Source organism: Marinobacter sp., assembly GCF_052094685.1.
GTDB lineage: Bacteria > Pseudomonadota > Gammaproteobacteria > Pseudomonadales > Oleiphilaceae > Marinobacter.
The window spans coordinates 56842-80784 of sequence record NZ_JBQDKB010000005.1; the positions used below are offsets into that span (position 1 = coordinate 56842).

The window sequence follows — 23943 nt, forward strand, 5'->3', positions numbered from 1 at the left end:
CGGTACAAACCTGTTCTCGTTTCAGGTGGAAATAGCTTGCCTTAAACTCTATAATTGGCGCGATTTTGGGTATGTCTGGCTCCCCGTTTCTCAACTTATTCTGGGCCGCTGGGGTCGGGCAATACGAATCCATAGAATAGTTTCTGATGATTGGATGAGGCTAATGATTAAGATCAAAAAAGGCCTGGATCTTCCCATCAGCGGCGCTCCTGAACAGACCATCACAGACGGCAAGCCAGTTCGCCACGTGGCGCTAATTGGCTTCGACTACATCGGCATGAAGCCGACGATGGCTGTTAAAGAAGGAGATCGTGTTAAGCGCGGTACGCTGCTGTTCACGGACAAGAAGACCGAGGGCGTTCGTTACACATCACCTGCCGCTGGTGTGGTGAAAGAAATCAATCGCGGTGATCGTCGGGTATTCCAGTCAGTTGTCATCGAGATTGATGGTAACGATGCTGAGACCTTCGCCCGCTACAGTGACTCCGATCTTGTTGGTCTGGAGCGACAGCAGGTGGTCGATAACCTGGTAGAGTCCGGTTTATGGACGGCTTTCAAAACCCGCCCCTATAGCAAAGTGCCGGCCATCGACACAGCGCCGCACTCCATATTTGTCTCCGTTATGGACACCAATCCGCTGGCAGCTGATCCTACTATTGTGATCGCTGAGAATGCAGCAGCCTTTGAGAACGGCCTGAGTATTCTAGGTCGGCTCACCTCAGGCAAGGTCTTTGTAACCGGTCGACCCGGTTCCAATGTGTCCGTACCTAAAGCCGACAATATTGACGTTCAACAGTTTGACGGCATGCACCCGGCCGGAAACGTCGGAACGCACATCCACCATCTTGATCCGGTTTCCTCCACCAAGAGTGTCTGGACGGTTAACTACCAGGATGTGATCGATATTGGGCAGCTGTTTACCACCGGTGAGCTAAACGTTGACCGCATTGTTGCGCTTGGCGGCCCCAAGGCCCTAAAACCTCGCTTGGTTCGTACCCGTTTGGGCGCCAGCCTGCCTGAGCTTCTTGAGGGTGAGGTGGCCACAGACTGTGACGTTCGCGCGATTTCTGGTTCTGTATTCGGCGGTCGTCGGGGCGAGGGCCCCTGTGCTTACCTTGGCCGTTTTGCTAATCAGGTGTCCGTGCTCGAAGAAGGCAACAAACGGCACTTCCTGGGCTGGCTGACGCCGGGTGTGAATAAGTTTTCCGTGCTGAACATCTACCTGTCCAAATTTACCGGTAGCAAATTGTTCAACTTCACGACCACCACTAATGGTAGCGAACGCGCCATGGTGCCGGTTGGTGCTTACGAGAAAGTGATGCCTCTGGACATCCTGCCAACTCAGTTGCTACGTGCGCTGATTGTGGGTGATACCGAAATGGCTCAGAAGCTCGGCGCTTTGGAGTTAGACGAGGAAGATCTAGCGCTGTGCACGTTCGTGTGCCCGGGTAAATATGAATACGGTCCGATTCTTCGCGAGAATCTGACCCGAATCGAGATCGAGGGCTAATACGATGGCTATCAGGCAGTTTCTCGATGGAATCGAGCATCATTTTGAAAAGGGTGGCAAATTCGAGCGTTGGTATGCGCTGTACGAAGCCGCCGATACCATGTTCTACACGCCAAGCTCGGTAACCTCTACAACCTCGCACGTGCGTGATGGCGTTGATCTCAAGCGCATCATGATCTCTGTTTGGTTGTGTGCATTTCCGGCGATGTTCTTCGGTATGTGGAACATCGGCTTTCAGGCCAACAGCTTTCTGGCGACCAATCCGGACGCGTTGATTGCAGACGGTGGCCTGCGTACGGCGTTCATTCAGGCGCTTGCCGTTACCGGGGCCGGAGCAGGTATCTGGGATAACTTTGTATACGGCATGGCGTACTTTATTCCCGTTTACTTCGTTACCTTCGTAGTGGGTGGTTTCTGGGAAGTCATGTTCGCAACCGTGCGCCGTCACGAAGTGAACGAAGGCTTCTTTGTTACCTCTATCCTGTTTGCCCTCATTTGCCCGCCAACCATTCCGCTTTGGCAGGTGGCTTTGGGCATTACCTTCGGTGTAGTGATTGGCAAAGAAGTCTTTGGCGGTACCGGCAAAAACTTCCTGAACCCAGCGCTGACCGGCCGTGCGTTCTTGTACTTTGCTTATCCGGCACAGATCTCTGGCGACGCTGTTTGGACCGCGGTTGACGGCTTCAGTGGCGCAACTGCTCTGAGCCTGGCCGCCAGCGGTGGCATTGATGCGCTGAACGAGGGCATCGGTTGGATGAACGCATTCATGGGTTCTATTCAGGGTTCCATGGGCGAAACCTCTACGCTTGCTGTCATGATAGGTGGCCTGGCTCTGATCGCCATGGGAATAGCCAGTTACCGAATTGTGGGTGGTGTGCTGATTGGCATGATTGCCACGGCGGTTCTGCTGAACCTTGTGGGTTCTGAAACCAATCCAATGTTTTCGGTTCCGGCCCATTGGCATCTGGTTATGGGTGGCTTTGCCTTCGGTATGATGTTCATGGCAACCGATCCGGTTTCAGCCTCAATGACCAACACAGGTCGCTGGTGCTTCGGTATTCTGGTGGGTGTGATGACTATTCTGATAAGGGTTGTTAACCCTGCATTCCCAGAAGGCATCATGCTGGCGATTCTGTTCGCTAACCTTTTTGCTCCGCTTATGGACCACTATGTGGTTCAGGCAAACGTTAAACGGAGGCTCGCTCGTGGCTAAGGGTAAAGAAACTGTCTCTAGAACGCTGCTTGTTGCTCTGGTACTAAGTATTGTGTTCTCCGTAGTGGTATCAACCGCTGCGGTGGTACTTCGCCCGGCCCAGGTCAAGAACCAGAATCTGGATATCAAGACCAATATCCTGGCGGCAGCAGGCATGCTGCCCGAAGGTGCTGGCGCTGAGGAAATCGAAGATGTATTTTCCCAGTTTGACGTGCGTTTGGTTGATCTGGACACGGGTGAATACGTGGAACCGTCCGTCGTGGAGGTTAAAGACCCCATGAAGTACGACATGTACAAGGCCGCTTCAGATCCTGAAATGTCGACTAACATACCTTCGTCTGAAGACAAGGCCGGGATCAAGCGCCGCCCGAATATCGCCAGAGTGTTCGTTTTGAACGAAAACGGTGATCTCAAGCGGGTAGTGCTGCCGATTAGCGGTTACGGACTCTGGTCTACGCTGTATGGTTTTGTGTCTCTCGAGGGCGACTTGAACACCATCGAAGGTCTGGGTTTCTACGCTCACGCAGAAACGCCTGGTCTGGGTGGTGAAGTGGATAACCCACGTTGGAAATCCCAATGGGTTGGCAAGGAACTTTACGGTGAAGATAAATCTGAGCCGCAGATTCGCCTGATGAAGGGTGGCGTTGGTGCTAACGCTGCCGATAAAGAGCACAAGGTCGATGCGCTTTCTGGTGCAACACTGACCAGTCGTGGCGTTCAGCATCTGGTTAATTACTGGCTGGGTGACCGGGGTTACGCACCGTTCCTCAAGAAACTTCGCGAAGGGGAGGCCTGATCATGTCTGAAGTAACTGCTAAGCAGGTTCTATTCGAACCGATATTCAGTAACAACCCAATCGGGCTGCAGATCCTTGGTATCTGTTCCGCTCTTGCCGTAACCACCAGCATGAACGTCACCATCGTTATGTGTCTGTCGGTGATTGCGGTTACTGCATTTGCCAACCTGGCGGTCTCTCTGGTTCGTACTCAAATACCGGGCAGCATCCGGATCATCGTGCAGATGACCATTATCGCTTCTTTGGTCATTGTGGTTGATCAGATCCTCAAGGCGTATGCCTATGAGATCAGTAAGCAGCTGTCGGTCTTCGTTGGCCTGATCATCACCAACTGTATCGTGATGGGGCGAGCAGAAGGCTTCGCCATGAAAAACGGCCCTTGGCTGAGTTTCCTGGACGGCATCGGTAACGGCATGGGCTACTCGATTATGCTGTTGTTTGTGGCATTCTTCCGCGAGTTGCTAGGGGCCGGTTCACTGTTCGGAGTCACTCTGCTGACGCCGGTTAACGAAGGTGGCTGGTACATTACTAACGGCCTGCTTCTGCTGCCGCCGAGTGCCTTCTTCATTATTGGTCTGGCGATCTGGGGCTTGCGCACCTGGATGCCTGAGCAAGTGGAAGAGCAGGACTACAAAATGTCTCGCCACACCCATAAGGAGGCCTTCTGATGGAGCATTATATCAGCCTGCTTCTCAAGGCAATTTTCATTGAGAACATGGCGCTCGCGTTCTTCTTGGGTATGTGTACGTTTCTTGCGATATCCAAGAAGATAGAAGCTGCTACGGGTCTTGGCATTGCCGTTGTTGTTGTTCTAACGCTGACCGTTCCGGTCAACAACCTGATCTACAACAACATCCTGCGTGAGGGTGCACTGTCGTGGGCTGGATTGCCGGATGTGGATCTGAGCTTCCTAGGCTTGATTACCTACATTGGTGTTATCGCAGCCATTGTTCAGATTATGGAAATGATTCTGGACAAATATATCCCTGCGCTTTACTCCGCACTGGGTGTATTCCTGCCACTGATTACGGTGAACTGCGCCATTATGGGTGCCGCACTGTTTATGGTGGAGCGTGACTACACCTTCAGTGAAAGTGTGGTTTATGGCTTTGGTGCAGGTGTAGGCTGGGCTCTGGCTATTATTGCTTTGGCCGGTATCCGTGAAAAGCTGAAGTACAGCGATGTTCCAGAAGGGCTGCGCGGCCTGGGTATCACCTTCATTACCGTTGGTTTGATGTCCCTTGGCTTTATGTCGTTCTCAGGAATTTCCCTGTAATTCATCCGGTGATTCGGTATAACGAAAAGGCGAGACCATGTTTTTAGAAATATCACTTGGCGTGGTCATGTTCACCGTTATCGTTCTGGCGCTTGTGGCGATCATCCTCGCGGCAAGATCCAAACTGGTAAGCACCGGTGATGTGACCATCGAAATCAATGACGACCCGGAACATACCGTGAAAACGGAAGCCGGCGGCAAACTTCTTGGCACCCTGGCAGGCAGTGGTATTTTCCTGTCATCTGCTTGTGGCGGTGGCGGTACTTGCGCCCAGTGCAAGTGCAAGGTGTTTGATGGCGGCGGCGCGATGCTGGCCACGGAAAAAACTCACTTCACCAATCGTGAAGAGAAGGAAGGCTGGCGCTTGTCGTGTCAGGTTCCGGTTAAGCAGGACATGAAGATTGAGGTGCCCGAAGAGTTCTTCGGCGTTAAAAAGTGGGAGTGCGAAGTTGCCTCCAATCATAACGTGGCCACCTTTATCAAAGAGCTGGTGCTGAAATTGCCAGAAGGCGAGGAAGTAGACTTCCGCGCTGGTGGTTATGTGCAGCTGGAATGTGATCCTTACGAGATCAACTTTAAGGATTTTGATATCGAAGATGAGTTCCACGGTGACTGGGACAAGCTTGATATCTGGCGCTTCAAGGCGATCAACAAGGAAGAGACCATTCGCGCATACTCCATGGCGAACTATCCGGAGGAGAAGGGCGTTCTTAAGTTCAATATCCGCATCGCTACTCCGCCTCCAGGCACTGACCACCTGCCGGGCATTATGTCCAGCTATACGTTCAGCCTGAAGCCGGGTGACAAGGTTACGGTTATGGGACCATTCGGTGAGTTCTTCGCCAAGAAGACCGAAGCCGAAATGGTTTTCATTGGCGGCGGAGCCGGCATGGCGCCTATGCGTTCCCATATCTTTGATCAGCTGAAGCGATTGAACTCGAAGCGCAAAATCACCTTTTGGTACGGTGCTCGAAGTGTCCGCGAGATGTTCTACGTGGAAGACTTCGACATGCTGGCCAATGAGAATGACAACTTCGAATGGCACGTTGCTTTGTCTGATGCGCAGCCTGAAGACAACTGGGAAGGCCCTACAGGCTTTATCCATAACGTACTCTACGATAAGTATCTGAAGGATCATCCTGCTCCGGAAGATTGTGAATACTATATGTGCGGGCCCCCTATCATGAACTCATCTGTTATCAAGATGCTGAAGGATATGGGTGTTGAAGATGAAAATATTATGCTGGATGACTTCGGAGGCTAAGCCGCTCAGATGACATCTTGTATCTTACAGCCCGCCCGGGTGGTCTTTGCCGGCGTCGTAATGACGCTGGCATTGGTGGCCCTGGCGGGTTGCTCGTTTCAGCCAGATGAAGAAATATGGGAAATCTCCGGGCCTGTGTTCGGGACCCGTTACCACATCAGTGTTGTGTTACCGGAAGACCGAGAGAGGCTTGAGGCGCTGGCGGAAGGTATCGACCACGCTCTTGATGGGGTTGATGCGTCTATGTCGACTTGGCGAGAAGATTCCGAATTGTCGAAGTTGAACCGCCAGGAAGATCAGTCGAGCTGGTATCCCGTCTCGGATCCGCTTTTTGAAGTGCTTGCGAGATCGGATGAGATATCACGGCTGACCGACGGTGCGTTCGATATCACCATCGGGCCGGTGGTCAATCTTTGGGGCTTCGGTCCAGACGCACGGCCGGAAAAGGTGCCGTCAGATGAAGCCCTTGCCCGCGCTTTGGCTTCAACGGGTTATGAAAACCTATCGCTACAAACCGATCCGCCGGCGGTGAAAGCGGCGCAACCCCAGTACATTGATCTTTCTGCCATCGCCAAAGGCTATGGTGTCGATGTAGTGGCAAGGTACCTTGATAGCGAGGGCGTGAAGGCTTACCTGGTAGAAATAGGCGGCGAAGTGCGCTCTCAGGGTAAGAAGCCCGACGGCAGCGTGTGGAGGCTTGCCATTGAGCAACCCGCAGAGGGCGGGGAGCATACGGTAAATCGTATCGTTACTCTGCCTTCCCGAGCACTGGCTACCTCCGGCGACTATCGTAACTATTACGAATCGGAAGGGCGTCGCTTCTCGCATACAATAGACCCAGAAACTGGAAAGCCAATTGCGCACAATTTGGCTTCGGTAACCGTTATAACCGATGACAGCATGAGTGCTGACGCACTGGCGACTGGTTTTACAGCCATGGGTTATGAGCGGGCGATGGCGCTCGCCACGCGGAAGAATATTCCGGCTTATTTTATTATCCGGACGGAAAACGGGTTTGAATCTCATCAAACGCCGGCGTTTTCGTCCTACGTTACTCAGTAAGGGGAGGGCAATATGGGTACTTTTCTTCTGGTTTTAGCGATTGTGGTTTTGCTGGTCGCTGGCATGTCTGTTGGTGTCATCTTTGGTGGCAAGCCGATCAGTGGCACCTGCGGTGGCATAGGTGCACTGGGTATCAGCTCATCCTGTGATATTTGTGGCGGCAACACCCAAAAGTGCGAAGAGGAAAACCAGCGTATCGGTTCGGAGGCCGTAGCGTCCGAGGAGCTGGCCTATGATGCGAGCACAGTTGGTCGCAAACAGTAAACGCTGGCATATCCAGAATAATCATAATTACTTTTTCACGAAGTGGATTAAGGAGTCACTGCGCGCATGGCTGAACATCATTACGACGTCGTCGTTATCGGTGCTGGACCTTCTGGCGAAGGTGCGGCAATGAATGCGACGAAAAGCGGCAGGCGTGTTGCAATCGTTGAAGACAAGCCAACGGTGGGAGGCAATTGCACTCACTGGGGAACAATCCCGTCCAAGGCTTTGCGTCACTCGGTAAAGCAGATCATTACCTTCAACACCAATCAGATGTTCCGGGATATCGGAGAGCCTCGTTGGTTCTCGTTTCCCCGAGTGCTGCAAAATGCACAGAAAGTTATTGGTAAGCAGGTCAAGCTGAGAACTCAGTTCTATTCACGTAACCGTGTGGATCTGATCAATGGGCGCGCCTCGTTCATAAACGAGAACCGGCTCGAAGTTCACGGTAACAAGTCCGTCGAGACACTGCATTTCAAGCAAGCAGTTATTGCGACTGGCTCACGCCCGTACCTGCCGCCTGATGTCGATTTCCGTCATCACCGGGTCTATAACTCAGACACCATACTTAACCTGTCCCATACACCGCGCACGTTAATTATTTATGGTGCCGGCGTTATTGGTTCGGAATACGCATCTATCTTTGCGGGCCTTGGTGTGAAGGTTGATCTGATCAACCCGGGTAGCCGCCTGTTGTCATTCCTGGATGATGAAATCTCGGATGCCCTCAGCTATCACCTGCGCAACAACGGCGTGCTGGTACGACATAACGAGCAGTATGAGTCGGTGGATGGAGACGACCACGGTGTTGTGCTCTCCTTGCAGTCTGGCAAAAAGATACGCGCAGATGCCTTTCTGTGGTGTAACGGCCGCAGTGGCAATACCGACAGTCTGGGGCTCGAGAACATTGGCCTGAAACCCAATGGCCGAGGCCAGTTATCGATTGATGAACAGTACCGCACCGAAGTGGAAAACATATACGCCGCTGGTGACGTGATCGGGTGGCCGAGCCTGGCTAGTGCCGCTTATGATCAGGGGCGTTCTGCCTCATCAGACATTGTGAGTGATGATTACTTCCGATTCGTATCGGATGTTCCCACGGGCATCTATACGATTCCGGAAATCAGTTCGGTAGGGCAAACCGAGCGAGAACTAACCGCAGCTAAAGTGCCCTATGAAGTCGGCCAAGCCTTTTTCAAGGATCTTGCGCGGGCGCAGATTACCGGCGAGCCTGTCGGCATGCTGAAAATTTTGTTCCACCGTGAAACCCGGCAAATTCTGGGCATCCACTGCTTTGGAGACCAGGCAGCTGAGATCGTGCACATTGGCCAGGCCATCATGAACCAGGAGGGTGAGGCCAACTCGCTCAACTATTTCATCAACACAACCTTTAATTACCCGACCATGGCGGAAGCTTATCGGGTAGCTGCGTTGAACGGCCTGAACCGGATTTTCTGACCGATTCAAGCTTTTTTGATTGGTTAACGACTTAGTTGGCGGGTAATGCTTCATTGCCCGCCGCTATGCAGTCCTGGCGATCAGGCAGCGATAACGATGAGCGTGCACGGTTGTCAAAGAACATCTGCGTACTGGTGGGATAGTCGGTGATGATACTGTCTACGCCCATGGCCTCAAGCTGAAGCATGTCCTGAATGCTGTTTACGGTCCAGCAGGAAACATGCATCCCCCTGCGATGAGCATGCTCCACCAGTTCGGGCGAACATATCTTCCAATTGATGCATAGGTATTTGCAGCCCAAGCGCGTTGCGAGTCCTAGCGGCCGCGGAAAGCGTCGCTCTGATACCAGCCCTGTGCGAATACGTTTGTTTCTTCGGTGCATTTCTTTCAGAAACCAAGTATCTGCCGAGGTGATAGCTGCTGTTTGATACAGATTTCGGCTTTGGATGATTTCTGTTAACCGGTTGCCAAGAATATTCAGCCTGGCGCGAGAATCTTTTTTCACCTCGAGTTGGAAATGCTCCATCTCACCAAACTGATCCAATAGCTGCTCCAGCTCCGGGATGCCTGTTTTATCTGGCCATGGGCTCGTGTTTCGGCGGGCGTCCATTTGGTTAAGCTCGGCGGCCGTGTACTGGCCCACCTCGCCCTTCTGACCTGTTGTGCGGTCTGTCGTGAGATCGTGTACCAGAACGGGTTTGCCATCTTTAGATAGCACCAAATCCAGTTCAAAATGTCGAATACCCTGGCGGTACGCATGCTTGAATCCGGGCAGGGTATTTTCTGGGGCTTCTCCTTTGGCGCCTCGGTGTCCGTAGACGATCATTCCGGTGTTTCACCTTTTAAACGTTGGTAAATGGCCTGGCGTTTATTCCAGGTGTCGTGACACAGTTGTATATCTTCCAGGTAGGCTGGCAGCTCGTTCATAAGCAGCGCTTGGGGCCCATCTACAAGTGCTTTCTCGGGCTTCGGGTGGAAGTCCACCAAAACCATATTGGCCCCGGCGACCACGCCTTGCGCGGTGGCATGCATTACATCGAGAATGCCGTCTGGCGCTTTTTCACGGGTACCTACCGAGTGAGAAGGATCGATGCACACAGGCATGCGCGTTAGCCGTTTAACCGCCGGCACATGGGCAAAATCCACCATGTTTCGGTGTGGCTGGCCGGCTTCCGTTTTCATACCACGCAGGCAGAAAATTACATTTGCGTTGCCTTCGCTGGCAAGATATTCCGCCGCATTCAGGGATTCGTTCAAAGTAATGCCGAACCCGCGCTTTAGTAGCACCGGGTAGGTACTTTGGCGACCGATGGCTTTTAGAAGCTCGAAGTTCTGGGTATTCCGGGTACCCACCTGAAGCATAACGCCGGTTGGCCGCCCGAGTTTTTCCAGGCAATTATCGATTTCTTCAATGTGGCTTTCATGGGTGATTTCCATGGCAACCACTTTGATCCCGTGTTTGCCTGCTTTCTCAAATACCCATGGCAGGCAGCCCTTGCCGTGGCCTTGGAACGAATAGGGATTAGTGCGCGGCTTGTAAGCACCCATGCGCGTGCAAACCTGGCCATTCTCCTCCAGAGCTTTCAGCATCATTTCAACATGCTCAGGCACATCGACAGCGCAAAGCCCGGCAAAAATGTTGAGGTTGGACTGATTGAAATCCACACCGTTATAGCTGAAGCCCGTTTGCCGGTTGTCATCTCTGTGGCGCCCCAGAACCCGATAATCGTCAGATATCCGGATAGCACGCTCGACGGCGGGCAGGGCTTCGATTTCATCTTTGTGGAGAGGTTTGGTGTCGCCCAGCAAGTAGATCTCGGTCAGCCGTTGGCTGGCACCTTGAATTTCGTGTACCCGCACCGTCACGCCCGGTAGGTTTTCCAGGTAGTGCATGGTTTGGCGATAAGCTTCGCTGTCCAGCGGGGTATTGGGGTGAAGAATGGCTAGCATGGAGGCTCCCTCTCTATCTACGGGCTAAGAGCTCGGGCTTTCGGCCCTGTGTCGCGCCAGAATAAATTCCCGGTGATTAAGATGCATCAGATCTGCAATGCGGCGAATAAGGTGTTCTTCGTACTTGTCGATTCGGTCGTCTGAGAGGGCAACACGCCAGATGCTTTCCAGCAATGCCTGCTTGCCGTCTTGGTCCAAAACCTCGTTGATCTGCCCGGTAAACTCATACAGCGACGTGGCATCCTGGGCTTGGGCCAGTGCTTGGTCGAGTATCTCTTTGGCTTCTTCCCGAGTTAACTGATGAACTTTCACCGCGCAATCAATGATGGCCTGCAGCTCTCGTTCATCCTCATCGTTATCGACTTGAGAAAGCTGCACCATCAAAGCGGTCGCAGCGATCGCGATGTTACGCTCATTGGGTTTATGATGCTCCGTTTCTGGTGCACTAAACAGTTTTTTCAGGCTTTCGATCATAATCAGATACGGTCATTTGAGTGTGTTGAGAGTGCGGAGAAAGGGCAATAAAAGCGCGATGAAAATTAGGCCGCTTTATTGGCCAACTGCCGAACCTGGTTTTCTAGTTCAATCTGGTCTGTGGTGAAACGGCGGATGCCATCTGCCAGTTTCTCGGTGGCCATGGGGTCTTCGTTCGATTCCCAGCGGAACAGTTTTTCATCCAAAGCTCCGAAGCCATCGGATGACGTGGCGCCGGTTGCCGAAAGCTGCTGCTCCAAGATTCCGTTATCGTCTTTCAGTTCCTGCAGTAACGATGGGCTTATGGTGAGCCGGTCGCAACCTGCCAGCATCTCGATCTCGCCAATATTGCGGAAACTGGCGCCCATTACCACCGTATTGAAACTGTGGGCCTTATAGTAGTTATAGATGCGGGCGACCGAGAGTACGCCGGGATCTTCTGCCGCCGGAAAGCTCTCGCGACCACTGCTGGCAAGATGCCAGTCGAGAATGCGCCCCACGAACGGCGAGATCAGAAATGCGCCAGCCTGGGCGCAAGCGGCAGCCTGCACGAATGAAAACAAAAGAGTGAGGTTGCAGCGGATGCCTTCTTGTTCAAGGATCTCAGCAGCGCGGATGCCCTCCCAGGTAGAAGCGATTTTGATCAGAACCCGGCTAGTATCCACGCCTTGCTGATCGTAGAGTGCTATCAAGCGCCGTGCCCGCTTGAGCGTGGCTTCAGTATCAAATGACAATCGCGCGTCCACTTCCGTGGATACCACACCTGGTATCAGGTTGAGTATTTCCTGGCCCGCCAAAACGGCCAACATATCCGTTGCCATGGTTAACTGTTCAGCGTTTGAGCCGCCCTGTCTGTGGGCCAGGGCAACGGCCTTCTCAAGCATTGGCCGATAGGCTTCAGAAGCCGCAGCTTTCAGCAATAGCGACGGGTTAGTTGTTGCATCCTGGGGTAGCCACTGGGCGATGGCATCGATATCGCCGGTATCTGCCACTACCGTGGTCATGGTTTTGAGTTGGTCAAGCTTGTTGGTCATTCGTACTGTCGTCCCGGTTGATATTATTATCAGCACACCCGAATCCCGGGTGCTGGTTATGCTTCTACAATAACGGGCTGTTAAGGCAGGAACAAGACAGCAAAAAGTAAGGTTTTGGCAATAGAGCGTTAACCTTACGGATAGACGGTGATTAGACGTCGGCGGCAACGCGAGCTTGTACAGACTGCTTCTGCTCACGTACCTTCTCAAGGGCGGTTTGAATGACTTCCAGACCAGCCCCCGATTTGTGAGCATTTTCACTGATATAGCGGCGAAAAAGCCTGCCGCCAGGCATGCCGTGGAACAGCCCTAGCAAGTGTCGGGATATGTGGGCGAGGTATACGCCACGGTCCAGTTCGCTTTGAATAAAGGGATACATGGCCTCCAGCGCCTCATGACGTGAGGCAAGAGCTGCCTCCCCACCAAAGAATTCCTGGTCTACACCCGCCAGTAGCCAAGGGTTGTGATAAGCCTCGCGGCCCAGCATTACACCATCTGTGTGCGCTAAGTGCTCATGACACTCTGCAAAGGTTTTGATTCCGCCGTTAATAATGATCTCAAGGTACGGGTACTTTTGCTTAAGGCGGTACACCCAATCGTATTTTAACGGCGGAACATCACGGTTTTCTTTTGGGCTAAGGCCTTCAAGAACAGCAATGCGAGCATGCACAATAAACGTCCGGCAGCCGGCCTCGCTGACTTTATCCACAAACTCGCACAAATCTTCCCAAGACTCGCGACCGTTAATACCTATGCGGTGCTTAACCGTAACTGGAAGGCGGGTGGTTTCAATCATCGCACGAACGCCCTCAGCCACCTTATCCGGGTGCGCCATCAGACAGGCGCCAATCATATTGTTCTGCACTCGGTCGCTGGGGCAGCCAACGTTCAGGTTTACTTCACTGAAACCAAACTGCTCAGCCAGCCTTGCACAATGCGCAAGATCGCTCGCATCACTGCCCCCAAGCTGAAGTGCCAGGGGGTATTCGGCAGCGTTGTGGTGCAGAAACCGCTCAGTATCGCCGTGGATCAGCGCACCGGTGGTGACCATCTCGGTGTAGAGTAGGGTGTGCTGGCTCAACAGGCGGGCTAGGTAGCGATATTGCGGGGTAGTCCAATCCATCATCGGCGCTACGCAAAACCGCCTGGAGGGCTCCGGCCCAGTGTTTGCGCTGCTTCCCGCCCAATTTCCTGCCTTGTAATCTGTACTATTTAACACCATTTATTGCCTGTATATACCTAAATTTTCAGTATTGGTGCTCCAAAAATGCTCCAGAAATCGATCTGGAGCACCGCATTGTGGGAGCATGGAGTACTGTGGCTACTATTACGGTGAGATCTCGTGCCGTTGGTACTAAATCTTATCGCGCTGCCATCCGCTTAAAGCGTAAAGTGGAGATAGTATATCTTGAAAGTCGCACCTTTGACCGTAAGGCTTTGGCGAAAGATTGGGCGCCTAGCCAGGAGTTCGTCGCTCACGTCATGGGTTGGCTGAGGACGGGTACGCCACAAACTGCTTCTAATAACCTAATCTGGATTCGCAGTGCCTGAGGAATTCCCGAGGCGCTGGATGCCTTGAACGACGCCGCTGCAACTTGCCGGCGAGAAAGGCTGGTGCAAGCCGGATCAGTGGCCAACGCTCACACAGCTGGAATAGCTGCTGAAGTATGGCAAGCGCACCGAGGCTCGTCGGCAGGATAAGATTACAAGGATACGCTTGGCCGATCATCCATCGGTAGCCAGAAGTTGATGAGCGGATCTTGCCCTTAAAACCGGTGTTAGTTGAAACGTCTGGCTATTAACTCCAAGCCCCCGGTTTTTGGTTTCCGGGGGCTTGGCACACTTTCTTAGAGGGCCATGAAAACCGACTTGGTTTCCAGATATGAGTCAAGGGATTGCCTACCCATATCACGACCAACACCCGAGAGCTTATAGCCCCCAAATGGTACGTTTGCGTCAAGCATGTTGTGCCCATTGACCCAAACAGTGCCCGCTTTCAATCTCGGGATTATACGCTGCACCTGAGAGAGATCATTTGACCAGATACTGGCAGCCAAGCCATAGCGACTGTCGTTGGCACGTTGCACAACATCATCCACATCATCAAAGGGGATGGCTACCAATACTGGGCCAAAAATCTCCTCTCTGGCAATAACCAGGCTGTCATCTTCGCTGGCGAATATCGTTGGCTTAACGTAATACCCCTTACGATCGGCCCTCTCGCCCCCAGTTACCACGCGAGCACCTTCTTGGCGGCCTGTCTCAATGTACTGGCAGACTCTGTCTAGCTGCACCTGAGATACAAGAGGCCCCATTTGCGCAGCTGGGTCAAGGCCTGGCCCCATGGGAATGGCTTCAGACAGCTCCGCAAGTCGATTAACAACGGTATCAAAGATGCTCCGGTGCACGTACAAGCGTGAGCCCGCGCTACAAGTCTGCCCATGATTGAAAAAGATCGCTGCTGCCGCGCCCTGTGCGGCTTTCTCCGGGTCACAATCTGCCAAGACTATCATTGGTGACTTGCCGCCCAGCTCCAGTGTTACGCGGGCCATGTTGTCCATTGCTGCGCGGCCGATGAGCTGGCCCACCTGTGTTGAGCCTGTGAAGGTGATTTTGTTTATGTCGGAATGTTTGATCAAGGCGGACCCCGTACTCTGACCTTCACCCGTGATGATATTTACAACACCGTCGGGAAAGTTGGCCTCCTTAATCAGCTCACCTAAATAAAGTGCAGATAGAGATGTTTGCTCCGCTGGCTTTAAGACAACTGTACAACCGGCCGCCAGCGCCGGTGCCAGCTTCCAGCAAGCCATCAGGAATGGAAAGTTCCACGGAATGATTGCAGCGACGACACCAACTGGCTCACGCCGAGTGTAAGCAAAAAAGTCAGCTTCGGGCGGGGCGAATGGCATGGATACATCCAGAGTGGAGCCTTCAATTTTGGTGGCCCACCCTGCCATATAGCGGAAAAATTCCAAGCCCAAACCTATATCGACTGCCTGAGCAATGGCGGCAGATTTACCATTGTCGATAGCCTCCAATTCCGCGATTATCCGGGCATCCCGCTCAATCAGGTCAGCAAGTTTTAAGAGCAAGTTCTGACGAGCGGAGGGCCTCATTCGACCCCAGGTACCCTGTTTCAGAGCGTTTTTTGCGCAATCAACGGCTTGGTTAACATCGCTTGAATGAGCAGAAGGTATCGTTCCAATGACCGTTTCTTCGGCTGGGTTTACGACCTGCATACGCTCGTTTCCCGCTGCATCAACCCATTGCCCGCCAATGAGCATGCGATGGTTTTGACGGTCGAGAAACGCTTGGGTCTTCTGTTCTATATTCGCTGCTTCGTTTGTCATTTTGTTCATTGTTTTTTCCTTGATTTACTGGCTCTTGGGGCGAATTGCATCAGCTGTACCCTGGATAAAGGCCTTTATTTTTTCGACATCGGTCTCACTCAACTTGCCGGTAAAGTCAGGCATGCCTTTACCAACAAAAGGGCCGTTAAATACAAAGGTGCTCAGGTGTTCGATAACTGAACTATTGACGTAACCCAGGTTCGGAATATTGCCGCCTTTGTCTACCCCAGGGACTCCGTGGCAAAACACGCAGTTGCTAACGTAAAGGCCAGTGCCTTCCTCAACGAATTCCGGGTTGTACTTAACGCCGGAAATTAATGATCCCAACTGATATTTCGTGAACTCAGGCATTTCGGCCTGACTGTTCAGGGCAAAGGTATAAACCGTGCCAGGGGTCTTCAGGTCAGAGGCTCTTTGGGCCTGCCCGTATACCCCGCCCCAGCCAGCGGCAATCGAAACATATTGAGTGCCATCAACCTCATAGGTGACTGGAGCTGCAATAACGCCGGTGCCCATGGGCGATTCCCATAACGGCTTGCCTGTTTGCGCATTAAACGCCATTAACCGCGCATCTGCAGTTCCCTGGAAAACAAGGTTGCCTGCAGTAGAAAGCGTACCGCCGTTCCAGGGTGAGGCATGCTCGTAACGCCAGGCTTCCTGTTGCTTGATTGGGTCCCAGGCCGTTAGTCGCCCGAATGGTTTACTGGAGGGCGGGGCTTCGTTGATTCTCATTGCGGTATTCCAGCCAATCCCGCTCATGGGTTGCCCTGGCTCATTACTTTCTATGTTTTTCCAGGTAGGGTCTTCGGATAGCGTTATGGGGATGTTTTGAGATGGAAAGTACGCGAGCCCTGTTTGGGAGTTAAAGGACATCGAGTGCCAGTTATGACCGCCGAAGGGGCCTGGAATTGCATCGAATGGCTTGTCTGCTGTGCGTGCCGCAGGCACTTCGATTGGGCGCCCGTTGTTGTCGTACCCCTCAGCCCAGTTCACATCGACAAAATTGTCGGCGGAAATAAATTCTCCGTTGGTGCGGTCAATAACAAAAAAGAAACCGTTTTTCGGAGCGTGCATAATAATTTTACGCAGCTCCCCATCGATCATAAGATCCTTGAGAATCATGTCCTGGGCGGAGGTGTAGTCCCAGTTATCCCCAGGCGTTTCCTGGTAGTGCCAAACGTACTCTCCGGTATCCGGGTTAAGTGCAACAATAGAGGCCACGTACAGGTTGTCTCCGCCCGTTGGGCTGCGCTTTTTGTGGGACCATGGGGCTCCATTGCCCGTGCCGATATACATGAGATTCAAGTCCGGATCAAAAACCATGGAGTTCCACACGGTGCCACCGCCACCGCTTTCCCAGTATTTACCGCTGGGGTCCCAGGTCTCGGCAGCTTTGACCATGGCCTCGTTTTCGAATGGTTTGCCAGGATCTCCTGGTACGGTGTACCAGCGCCATTTCTGTTCTCCGGTTTTTGCATCATAGGCAGTGATATAACCCCTTACACCACGCTCTGCGCCGCCGTTTCCGATGATCACGTTACCTTTAAATACGCGAGGGGCACCGGTTAATGTATAGCCGATTTCGTTGTCAATCAGCGTGTTCTTTTCCCACATTTTTTGCCCGGTTTTTGCATCAATGGCCACCAACCGCCCATCAAGTGCGGCAACGTAGACATTGCCTTCATACAGGGCAACGCCACGGTTAACCACATCGCAGCAGGCTTCATAGCCCTTTTCGCGAGGTACTTCAGGGTCGAAAGTCCAAAGGTTCTCGCCGGTTGTCGCGTCAAGTGCATGTACGACACTCCACGATGCGGTTACATACATCACCCCGTCTACAATCAGAGGCGTAGCCTCAATCCCACGGCTTGATTTCAGATCATAGGACCAGGCTAATCCCAGCTTATTGACGTTGGAATCTGTAATCTGCGAGAGAGGGCTGAAACGGGTTTCTGCGTAGTCAAAGCCGTGGGCTGGCCAGTCTTTACCCGTTTTGGCGTTTTCTTTTATATAATTTTCATTTACCTGATCAATGCGATTGGCCGCGATCGCATCACCGCCCGCAAGCCCCAGGCATGAAATCAGTGCTACCTGGAATGCCTGGTGCTTTAACCGAAATCCGGGATAGCTCTTTATTAGTGTCATCTCAATGTCCTTTTCGTTTTTATTACTGTTTTGAGCCGTATTAGAAAGCTTTGAGAACACGAAGGTTGATTCGATGTTTTTCTTTGAATCCGTGTTTTACAGAGAGGTCTCTTCCATAATTTGCCAGCAACTGCAAACTCGGAGTTGCGAACCAGGCGGTTCCCAGTGTCATTTTTGTGTACGACATCCGGTTGTCCTGGTCTACACCGTTAATCGATGTTTCACCACCAAGAGTATGTGAAAGGCCAGCTCGAAGATCCCATTGAGGGCTCATGTGGTAACGAAGAAATCCCTGGAACTGATACGAGGGATCCTGTTTCAATGTTGCGTTGGCGGCTCCGAACTTGTCGTTTTCTCCGTAAAACGTGACGTCCCCAGCCAGATCCAGCGACATCTTGGGCGTAAGTCCTGTGATATAACCTGCCTGGAGCGCGTACCTCCAGCGATTCTCCCCCAGGTTCAGCGCGTCCTTTCGATCATAGCTTCCCGTAGGGGCGTAGATGAAAGGAGTAATACCAAAATAGGTGTTACTTTCAGGCTCGTTTAGAAGCCACACTGTGGCAGCCAGTGTCAGGTCGCCTATGCCAGCGGTGTCGCCGAGACTAGACGTGTCGTCCTTGCCTTCGAGCTTACCTATTGGTAGAAGGAATTGGGGGTCTACGGTAAAACCGCCGATTTCAGTAAAATGAACTCCACGAAGAATTCCTATGTGTGAATCAAGCCCTGCATTGATAGGGGCTTTATTACCGTGGGAATAGAGGGCGTCTCGTGTAGCAAACTGGTAGTAGCCCATAGCCAGATTAGTGCCGGGAGGGAGAGCTGTGTAATCTCCCGCATCAATATCAATAGCCTGCGCAGAGCCTGAAGATAACAAGAGTATGGCAAAGGCAGCTGAAGCAATGCTTGCATACCGCTGTTTGGAGAGTGGCAGTATTGTTTTTTCAAAGGTTGATACAAGTGACATAGTGCAGATTCCTTATTGGTTTTGTTGGTACCGCACTTAATGCATAAGCAGTGTGCATGCCAGAATTTGTAATTTTAAATACATAATAAAAACAACAGCTTGTGATCTTAAATAAAAGCTGTCCACCGTTTTAGAAATTAACTGGATCGTTTCAATACACACGAATCGGCCAGATGGATAATAACAATACAGTTTGATGGAGATGGTGATGCAGACACATCGTTCCGATCCAGATGTCCGGGTTCAGCAGGCGCGAGAGCTCTTTGATGAAGGGCGTGAAGTGCCATCACAGTGGGTGCGGGATGAGGTTATGCGGTCCTGGTTGCGCTCCAGAGAGCACGGTCTTTCTCCTGTTGAACAGGTTCTGCTCAACGCAATGCCCTGCAAAGAGCTCCCTCATATTCGCGACCGCCATCAACAGCTCCTGAGCTACGCTGAGCCGGAAATGCGCCGGCTATTCCGTTCATTGGGTTCCGCTGGTTGGGTGTTGGCGTGTCTGGAAAGGGAAGGCCGTAGCATTAAGTATTTTGGCGATGACAGTCCCTCTTACAAAGTCCTGAGCGCCGCGCTGAACTCGGGTGTTGATCTGTCAGAGGGAGTCGCGGGCACTAACGGCCCCGGATGTGCATTGGTAGAACACCGGCCCTCAGTTGTGTGTGGCAACGAACATTTTTTGCATGAATTGCGTGATCTTTCTTGCGTTGCAGTTCCCATTTTTGATCCGGCAGGGAAGCTGATTGGGGCTTTGAACGCCTCTAAACCCTACGATGGCCGACCGGTTGGGATTCTCGAGTCGGTTGCGCTGACAACTCGGGCCGTGGAAAACCGAATGGTTGGAGACTTGTCTGGTGCATTGGTTTTGGCGCTGCACTATCGTCCTGAGTTTACAGCTTCACCCATGCGTGGCTTGGTACACTTCTGTGAGGATGGCGAGGTACTGGGTGCAAATCCTTCAGCCCGTCAAATGCTGGATCTTGATTTTCTTGAACAGAGCCAGGGTAATGTGTGTTTTAGAGACTTGTTTTCATGTCACCCTGACGAAATATGGCGATCGAAACATAGCCCCATTGAGGTGGAGTGTCATAACGGATCAAGACTGTATTTGCAGGCAGAGACCCAGCGTAGAGCACCTTTTTCGGCTAATGTAGTACCCGAAGCGAAACAGCCGTCACCGCTTCCGGCCTTCTTTGTGGACGCTTCAATGAAGCCCCTTTTCGAGAAGGCGCGGCGTGCCTTCAAGCATGGAGTGCCTGTTCTGATTAACGGTGAAACCGGGACAGGAAAGGAGGTGCTAGCTCGTTGGTTGCATGCTGAGGGGCCTTCTCCAAAGGGCGCTTTTGTTGCTGTTAACTGCTCGGCTATCCCGGCGGGGCTAATTGAGTCAGAGCTGTTTGGCTACGCCGATGGAGCATTCACCGGCGCTCGTCGCGGGGGCGCTAAAGGAAAGTTTGAAGAGGCGTGTGAGGGGACGCTTTTTCTGGATGAAATAGGCGATATGCCGACGGAGTTTCAGGCGCGCTTGTTGCGTGTACTGCAGGAGCGCACAGTGACCCGGCTAGGGGAAGAAAAGCCCCGCCCCATTTCGTTCTCTTTGATTTGCGCGACGCACCGGGATCTGGAGGTGCTGATGGAGAAAGGAGGTTTTCGCGACGATCTCTATTATAGAGTCAATGGCCTTAGAGTAGCTCTGCCAGCTCTTCGGGAGCGCGAAGATCTGGATGCTATGATCGATCATTTACTGGCCTTGGTTGCACTTCCCGGTGCTGCCTCGACATTAACGCCTGAAGCCCGAAAACTGTTAAACAGCCACGATTGGAAAGGTAATATTAGAGAGCTGAAACAGGCGTTGAATCTTGGGCAAGCACTCTCTGACTTGGGTATTATAGAGGTAGATCATTTGCCTGATGAAATCAAAGTAAATCGGCCTTCAGCCTCAGCGCCAAGCGCAATACCGGGAATGCTGTTGGCTGATGCTGAGCGTAAGGCGGTGTGTGCGGTGCTCGAAAAGCACGATAACAATGTAAGTGCTGCATCCCGGGAATTGGGCATTACGCGAGCAACGCTATACCGAAAAATAAAACGGTTTGGCCTTTGGCCATAGGCAACGCCAAGGCTTATTCGGGTGTTCCAGTGGCGTGGTCAGTGGGTAGTTGCCATGCTTCTGGGGGGAGCGTGTAGAATCGAACCTCTCTTGGTCCCCCAGTTGGAGCTTGGCTTTCCACTTTTGCAAAGGTGAAAGTATACGGAAAACCCGAAAACGGGTGCGCGCGTAAAGGCAACGTCCTTGTGCGAGGGCCCATCCAAGTGACCCTCTTTGCATTGCCGGCAAGTCTGCTCACCCTGATCTCGTAACACACGACCGGACTTGAGCACAACAAACAGAACGCTGGAGGCAATCATGATAACAAGTTTGCTTTCGATGATGCCCGCAAGAGTTGATGTCATTGGATACTTGAACCCAGAGTGTCAGTGGCTCTTGGTGCATAGTTTCATGTGCCTGAGCCATAGTGACAACGGTTGGTTTTGACGCCCAGGCACTTACTTCTTTAGGCTGCACCAGGCAGACTAGCGACCATTCCGATCCCTTCCAAAACCGTAAAAGGTTCCTGAGCGAATGAACTCATACATACTGGCAGCCGTTTTTTCTGCCGTTTTCATGGGCACAATTGGCGCGATTTCTATTTATGCTGGTGTGAGCGCCGAAACCGTTACGTTTTACCGATTGTTTATTGGCGCCGTTTTAATGGGGTGTTTCCTTTTAGTGACAGGCCAAAAAGATAAAGTGTTCGCCTGGCCAGGCATTAAAGTTTTGGTAACAGGCGCATTTCTCGCAGGCTTTGTGGTTTTTTATGTAATGGCTATGAGTTATACCAGCATGGCGAACGCTGTCATGTTGCTGTATTTGGCTCCCGTTACAGCGGCCACGGTGGCACACTTTTTTATGGGTGAGCGGTTGTCGGGGGCCAGCACAGTCTTGATAGGCATGGCGCTGTTTGGCTTTGCTATGATGATGGAGTTCAACTTTAATCTCTCAGGGCGAAAGGAAGAGGCGGTTGGTCTTATTTACGCACTGTGTGGAATGTTGTGTTATGCAGCATTTATTCTTACCAATCGACTCATTCACGAACGCGTTCATGTGTTGACTCGCAGTGGCTTTCAAATGATGGCGGGCGCCCTGTGTATGTTGCCTTTTATGCTACAACAAGACGACAGCATCAATGCGCAGCAATGGGGGTGGCTGGTTGCAGCAGGTGTTGTTCCGGGGTTCCTGGCGATTATGCTTGCCGTGGTGGCGCTAAAAGCGCTCCCAGCAGCTACCTTTGGCACCTTGGCTTATCTAGAGCCTATTGTCGTTGTCGCACTTGGGTGGGTTCTGTTCAGTCAAAGTTTGAACACCTTGCAGCTGTCTGGAAGCGCTTTGATCATTGTATCGGGCGTGACTCAGGCAGTGTTGTCACAACGGCGTATACGCTGGGCGTATTCAGAGGTTTCTTAACTAAGAGAGTCGTATGACGACTCGGATCTACAATACTAACCCTGACGGTTTTAATGACACCGGATAAAGCCAATTTTTCTGGCAATGTGCACGGTAGCACCCTGCTTAAATATCTTGATGAAGTGGCCTATGCCTGTGCCAGCCGTTATGCGGGCAACTATGTGGTTACCCTATCCGTTGACCAGGTAACTTTTCGATAGCCTGTCCACGTGGGGGAGTTGGTGACATTTCTGGCCAGTGTAAACTACACAGGAAGCTTGTGGTAATTCATGTTCAACCCACAAATTATACCAATTTCGATTCAAACCGAAGCAGTCTAGAATTACGCCACCCTCTGGGGGTCTGGTATTACAATAACGAACAATCCAATATGGAGCGTGGAGGGATTACCCCTCAATAGAAACCGGCCATGGTGGCATAGCCACAACACGGTCCACTAAAAAAGGAGGCTTTATCATGGCTACTCTTAACCAATTGCGTCGGGATCACGCCAACATGGCGCGGCTGCTTCACATACTTTCGCTCAGGCACAGCACTTTGGAGCAGGGCGAGCGTCCAGACTTTCATCTGATACGTGAGATAGTGGACTACATTCTTGAGTACATGGACGGCTTCATCATGCCCCTGGAGCGCCTTTACAGCGAGCATCTGCTAGCTAGGGAGCCTGAGGCTGAAGCGTTGAGCCAGCGGTTGGCCGTGGATTACAAAGCCTTGCGTGAACGCTTAGACCTTCTTTCTGAGACTCTCGACATGATCCTGTTGGACGCCGTAGTGCCCATGGAGCGCTTTGTCGCAGACCTCAAAACCTATCTTGATGCTCATCTCGCATACTTGCAGGCCGAGCGAGAACAGCTGTTTCCATTCCTTCGTGAATATCTGACTGAGGAACAGCAGAAAGCTTTGCTCAAGATGTTGCCAGACGGCGCACAAGCCAACATGGCTCGGCTACGCGAAGACCATCCAGAGCTGTATGCGGAGTTTAAAGCGGCGCCTTCGCCATTTGCCTGAGTTCCTCGTGATGGAGGGCCAGGATAAGCCTGGCCCCAGAGGCAGCTGGCTAACCTATAGTTAGTCAGGCAACACGCTTGCACGAATCGTCATGTAGTTCACCACGCCTGCCACAAGGCCGGCGATGACCGCCAGAACAAGCACGGCAGTTGTGAGCGACACGGGAACCGTCCCCACAACCCGCTGCCATATCACTGCCCCTGTGACACAAACACCAAAGGCAAACATGCCGTGCTTGAACGTGAGCCACAATACAGATGGCATAAACGGGCGCTTGGGAGCCTTCAATGTTTTGTAGGCAACAACGGTAAGGATCATTGCCAGCGTGACGGCCAGGGGAACCGCAGAGCCAAGCACTGTATGACTGTCATTGGTGATCCCGTCCACTGAGAGCGGGATGGGTGCAAGGCCCCAAAGCATAAAGATCTGAATTACGCCGTTAATGCCTGCGTTTATAGCGCCGTTTAAAGCGGCACCTTGGATGATTTTCCCATGGGACATGGCGGGAACGGTGTTGGTTTGCGTCATGCTTTATCTCTGGAGAAGGGTGACGACAGTGCGGAGCTGTCGCCACTATTGTTGAGTTGGAGGGAAGGTGTTCAGTCCAGTTCTTGGACACCGCTGTCAACGCCGGTTTAAAAGTGACCCACTTATCGGGAATATCGCCGGTTGAAAA

At 52.2% G+C, this 23943-nt stretch carries 21 protein-coding genes and 1 pseudogene; 13 read left to right on the forward strand and 9 right to left on the reverse strand.

Features of this window, described 5'->3' with window-relative positions; genetic code table 11:
* The first annotated feature begins 163 nt into the window (after nt 1–163).
* The 9 genes from ACTH3S_RS02165 (at nt 164) to sthA (ending at nt 8843) form a co-directional block, all read left to right on the forward strand.
* A complete protein-coding gene (locus tag ACTH3S_RS02165; RefSeq protein WP_441807379.1) occupies nt 164–1510 on the forward strand; it encodes a Na(+)-translocating NADH-quinone reductase subunit A in 1347 nt (448 codons plus the stop codon).
* Nucleotides 1511–1514: 4 nt separating this feature from the next.
* Entirely contained in the window at nt 1515–2723 is a 1209-nt protein-coding gene (locus ACTH3S_RS02170) for an NADH:ubiquinone reductase (Na(+)-transporting) subunit B (protein WP_441807380.1), read from the forward strand.
* Nucleotides 2716–3519: a Na(+)-translocating NADH-quinone reductase subunit C gene (locus ACTH3S_RS02175; RefSeq protein WP_441807381.1), complete on the forward strand. Its 804-nt coding sequence runs from the start codon at nt 2716–2718 to the stop codon at nt 3517–3519. Before ACTH3S_RS02170 ends, ACTH3S_RS02175 begins: the two co-directional genes overlap by 8 nt.
* 2 nt (nt 3520–3521) lie before the next feature.
* Nucleotides 3522–4187, forward strand: a complete 666-nt coding sequence (locus ACTH3S_RS02180) for an NADH:ubiquinone reductase (Na(+)-transporting) subunit D (protein ID WP_441807382.1) — start codon at nt 3522–3524, stop codon at nt 4185–4187.
* Complete coding sequence (nqrE, locus tag ACTH3S_RS02185; protein ID WP_072796844.1) at nt 4187–4795, forward strand: NADH:ubiquinone reductase (Na(+)-transporting) subunit E; 609 nt, start codon at nt 4187–4189, stop codon at nt 4793–4795. The genes ACTH3S_RS02180 and nqrE overlap by 1 nt, the downstream gene beginning before the upstream one ends.
* Before the next feature lie 37 nt (nt 4796–4832).
* Nucleotides 4833–6059 carry an NADH:ubiquinone reductase (Na(+)-transporting) subunit F gene (gene nqrF / locus ACTH3S_RS02190; protein ID WP_441807383.1) on the forward strand — a complete coding sequence of 409 codons (1227 nt, stop codon included), beginning with the start codon at nt 4833–4835 and terminating at the stop codon, nt 6057–6059.
* A gap of 9 nt (nt 6060–6068) precedes the next feature.
* A complete protein-coding gene (locus tag ACTH3S_RS02195; protein WP_441807384.1) occupies nt 6069–7121 on the forward strand; it encodes an FAD:protein FMN transferase in 1053 nt (350 codons plus the stop codon).
* Between the two features lie 12 nt (nt 7122–7133).
* Nucleotides 7134–7385 (forward strand): (Na+)-NQR maturation NqrM, encoded by a 252-nt coding sequence (gene nqrM / locus ACTH3S_RS02200; protein WP_441807385.1) that lies wholly within the window; start codon nt 7134–7136, stop codon nt 7383–7385.
* Nucleotides 7386–7451: 66 nt separating this feature from the next.
* Nucleotides 7452–8843, forward strand: coding sequence for a Si-specific NAD(P)(+) transhydrogenase (gene sthA, locus ACTH3S_RS02205; RefSeq protein ID WP_441807386.1), 1392 nt, complete (start codon nt 7452–7454; stop codon nt 8841–8843).
* Between the two features lie 31 nt (nt 8844–8874).
* On the opposite strand, the gene ACTH3S_RS02210 is transcribed toward sthA, so the two are convergent.
* The 8 genes from ACTH3S_RS02210 to ACTH3S_RS02245 all read right to left on the reverse strand — a co-directional run bounded on the left by ACTH3S_RS02210 (nt 8875) and on the right by ACTH3S_RS02245 (nt 18763).
* Nucleotides 8875–9669: a glycerophosphodiester phosphodiesterase gene (locus ACTH3S_RS02210; RefSeq protein ID WP_441807387.1), complete on the reverse strand. Its 795-nt coding sequence runs from the start codon at nt 9667–9669 to the stop codon at nt 8875–8877.
* Nucleotides 9666–10793 carry a 3-deoxy-7-phosphoheptulonate synthase gene (locus ACTH3S_RS02215; RefSeq protein WP_441807388.1) on the reverse strand — a complete coding sequence of 376 codons (1128 nt, stop codon included), beginning with the start codon at nt 10791–10793 and terminating at the stop codon, nt 9666–9668. The genes ACTH3S_RS02210 and ACTH3S_RS02215 overlap by 4 nt, the downstream gene beginning before the upstream one ends.
* Before the next feature lie 24 nt (nt 10794–10817).
* Nucleotides 10818–11267, reverse strand: coding sequence for a TerB family tellurite resistance protein (locus ACTH3S_RS02220; protein WP_441807389.1), 450 nt, complete (start codon nt 11265–11267; stop codon nt 10818–10820).
* A gap of 65 nt (nt 11268–11332) precedes the next feature.
* Nucleotides 11333–12301 (reverse strand): transaldolase, encoded by a 969-nt coding sequence (gene tal / locus ACTH3S_RS02225; RefSeq protein ID WP_441807390.1) that lies wholly within the window; start codon nt 12299–12301, stop codon nt 11333–11335.
* A 151-nt stretch (nt 12302–12452) separates the two neighbouring features.
* On the reverse strand, nt 12453–13523 hold the full coding sequence (dusA, locus tag ACTH3S_RS02230; protein WP_441807391.1) for a tRNA dihydrouridine(20/20a) synthase DusA: 1071 nt from the start codon (nt 13521–13523) through the stop codon (nt 12453–12455).
* Nucleotides 13524–14148: 625 nt separating this feature from the next.
* Complete coding sequence (locus ACTH3S_RS02235; protein WP_441807392.1) at nt 14149–15663, reverse strand: aldehyde dehydrogenase family protein; 1515 nt, start codon at nt 15661–15663, stop codon at nt 14149–14151.
* Nucleotides 15664–15678: 15 nt separating this feature from the next.
* On the reverse strand, nt 15679–17799 hold the full coding sequence (locus tag ACTH3S_RS02240; RefSeq protein ID WP_441807393.1) for a PQQ-dependent dehydrogenase, methanol/ethanol family: 2121 nt from the start codon (nt 17797–17799) through the stop codon (nt 15679–15681).
* A 40-nt stretch (nt 17800–17839) separates the two neighbouring features.
* Complete coding sequence (locus tag ACTH3S_RS02245; RefSeq protein ID WP_441807394.1) at nt 17840–18763, reverse strand: transporter; 924 nt, start codon at nt 18761–18763, stop codon at nt 17840–17842.
* A gap of 208 nt (nt 18764–18971) precedes the next feature.
* Between ACTH3S_RS02245 and ACTH3S_RS02250 the strand changes: the two genes are divergently transcribed.
* The 4 genes and pseudogenes from ACTH3S_RS02250 to ACTH3S_RS02265 all read left to right on the forward strand — a co-directional run bounded on the left by ACTH3S_RS02250 (nt 18972) and on the right by ACTH3S_RS02265 (nt 23267).
* Complete coding sequence (locus ACTH3S_RS02250) at nt 18972–20864, forward strand: sigma-54-dependent Fis family transcriptional regulator (RefSeq protein ID WP_441807395.1); 1893 nt, start codon at nt 18972–18974, stop codon at nt 20862–20864.
* A 513-nt stretch (nt 20865–21377) separates the two neighbouring features.
* Complete coding sequence (locus ACTH3S_RS02255) at nt 21378–22259, forward strand: DMT family transporter (RefSeq protein WP_441807396.1); 882 nt, start codon at nt 21378–21380, stop codon at nt 22257–22259.
* 53 nt (nt 22260–22312) lie between these two features.
* Nucleotides 22313–22456, forward strand: a pseudogene (locus ACTH3S_RS02260) (hotdog domain-containing protein); the annotation flags it as partial.
* Nucleotides 22457–22715: 259 nt separating this feature from the next.
* Nucleotides 22716–23267, forward strand: a complete 552-nt coding sequence (locus ACTH3S_RS02265) for a hemerythrin domain-containing protein (RefSeq protein ID WP_441807397.1) — start codon at nt 22716–22718, stop codon at nt 23265–23267.
* 60 nt (nt 23268–23327) lie between these two features.
* Here the strand turns inward: ACTH3S_RS02265 and ACTH3S_RS02270 are convergent, their stop codons facing one another.
* Nucleotides 23328–23795 (reverse strand): hypothetical protein, encoded by a 468-nt coding sequence (locus ACTH3S_RS02270; protein ID WP_441807398.1) that lies wholly within the window; start codon nt 23793–23795, stop codon nt 23328–23330.
* Nucleotides 23796–23943 lie beyond the last annotated feature (148 nt).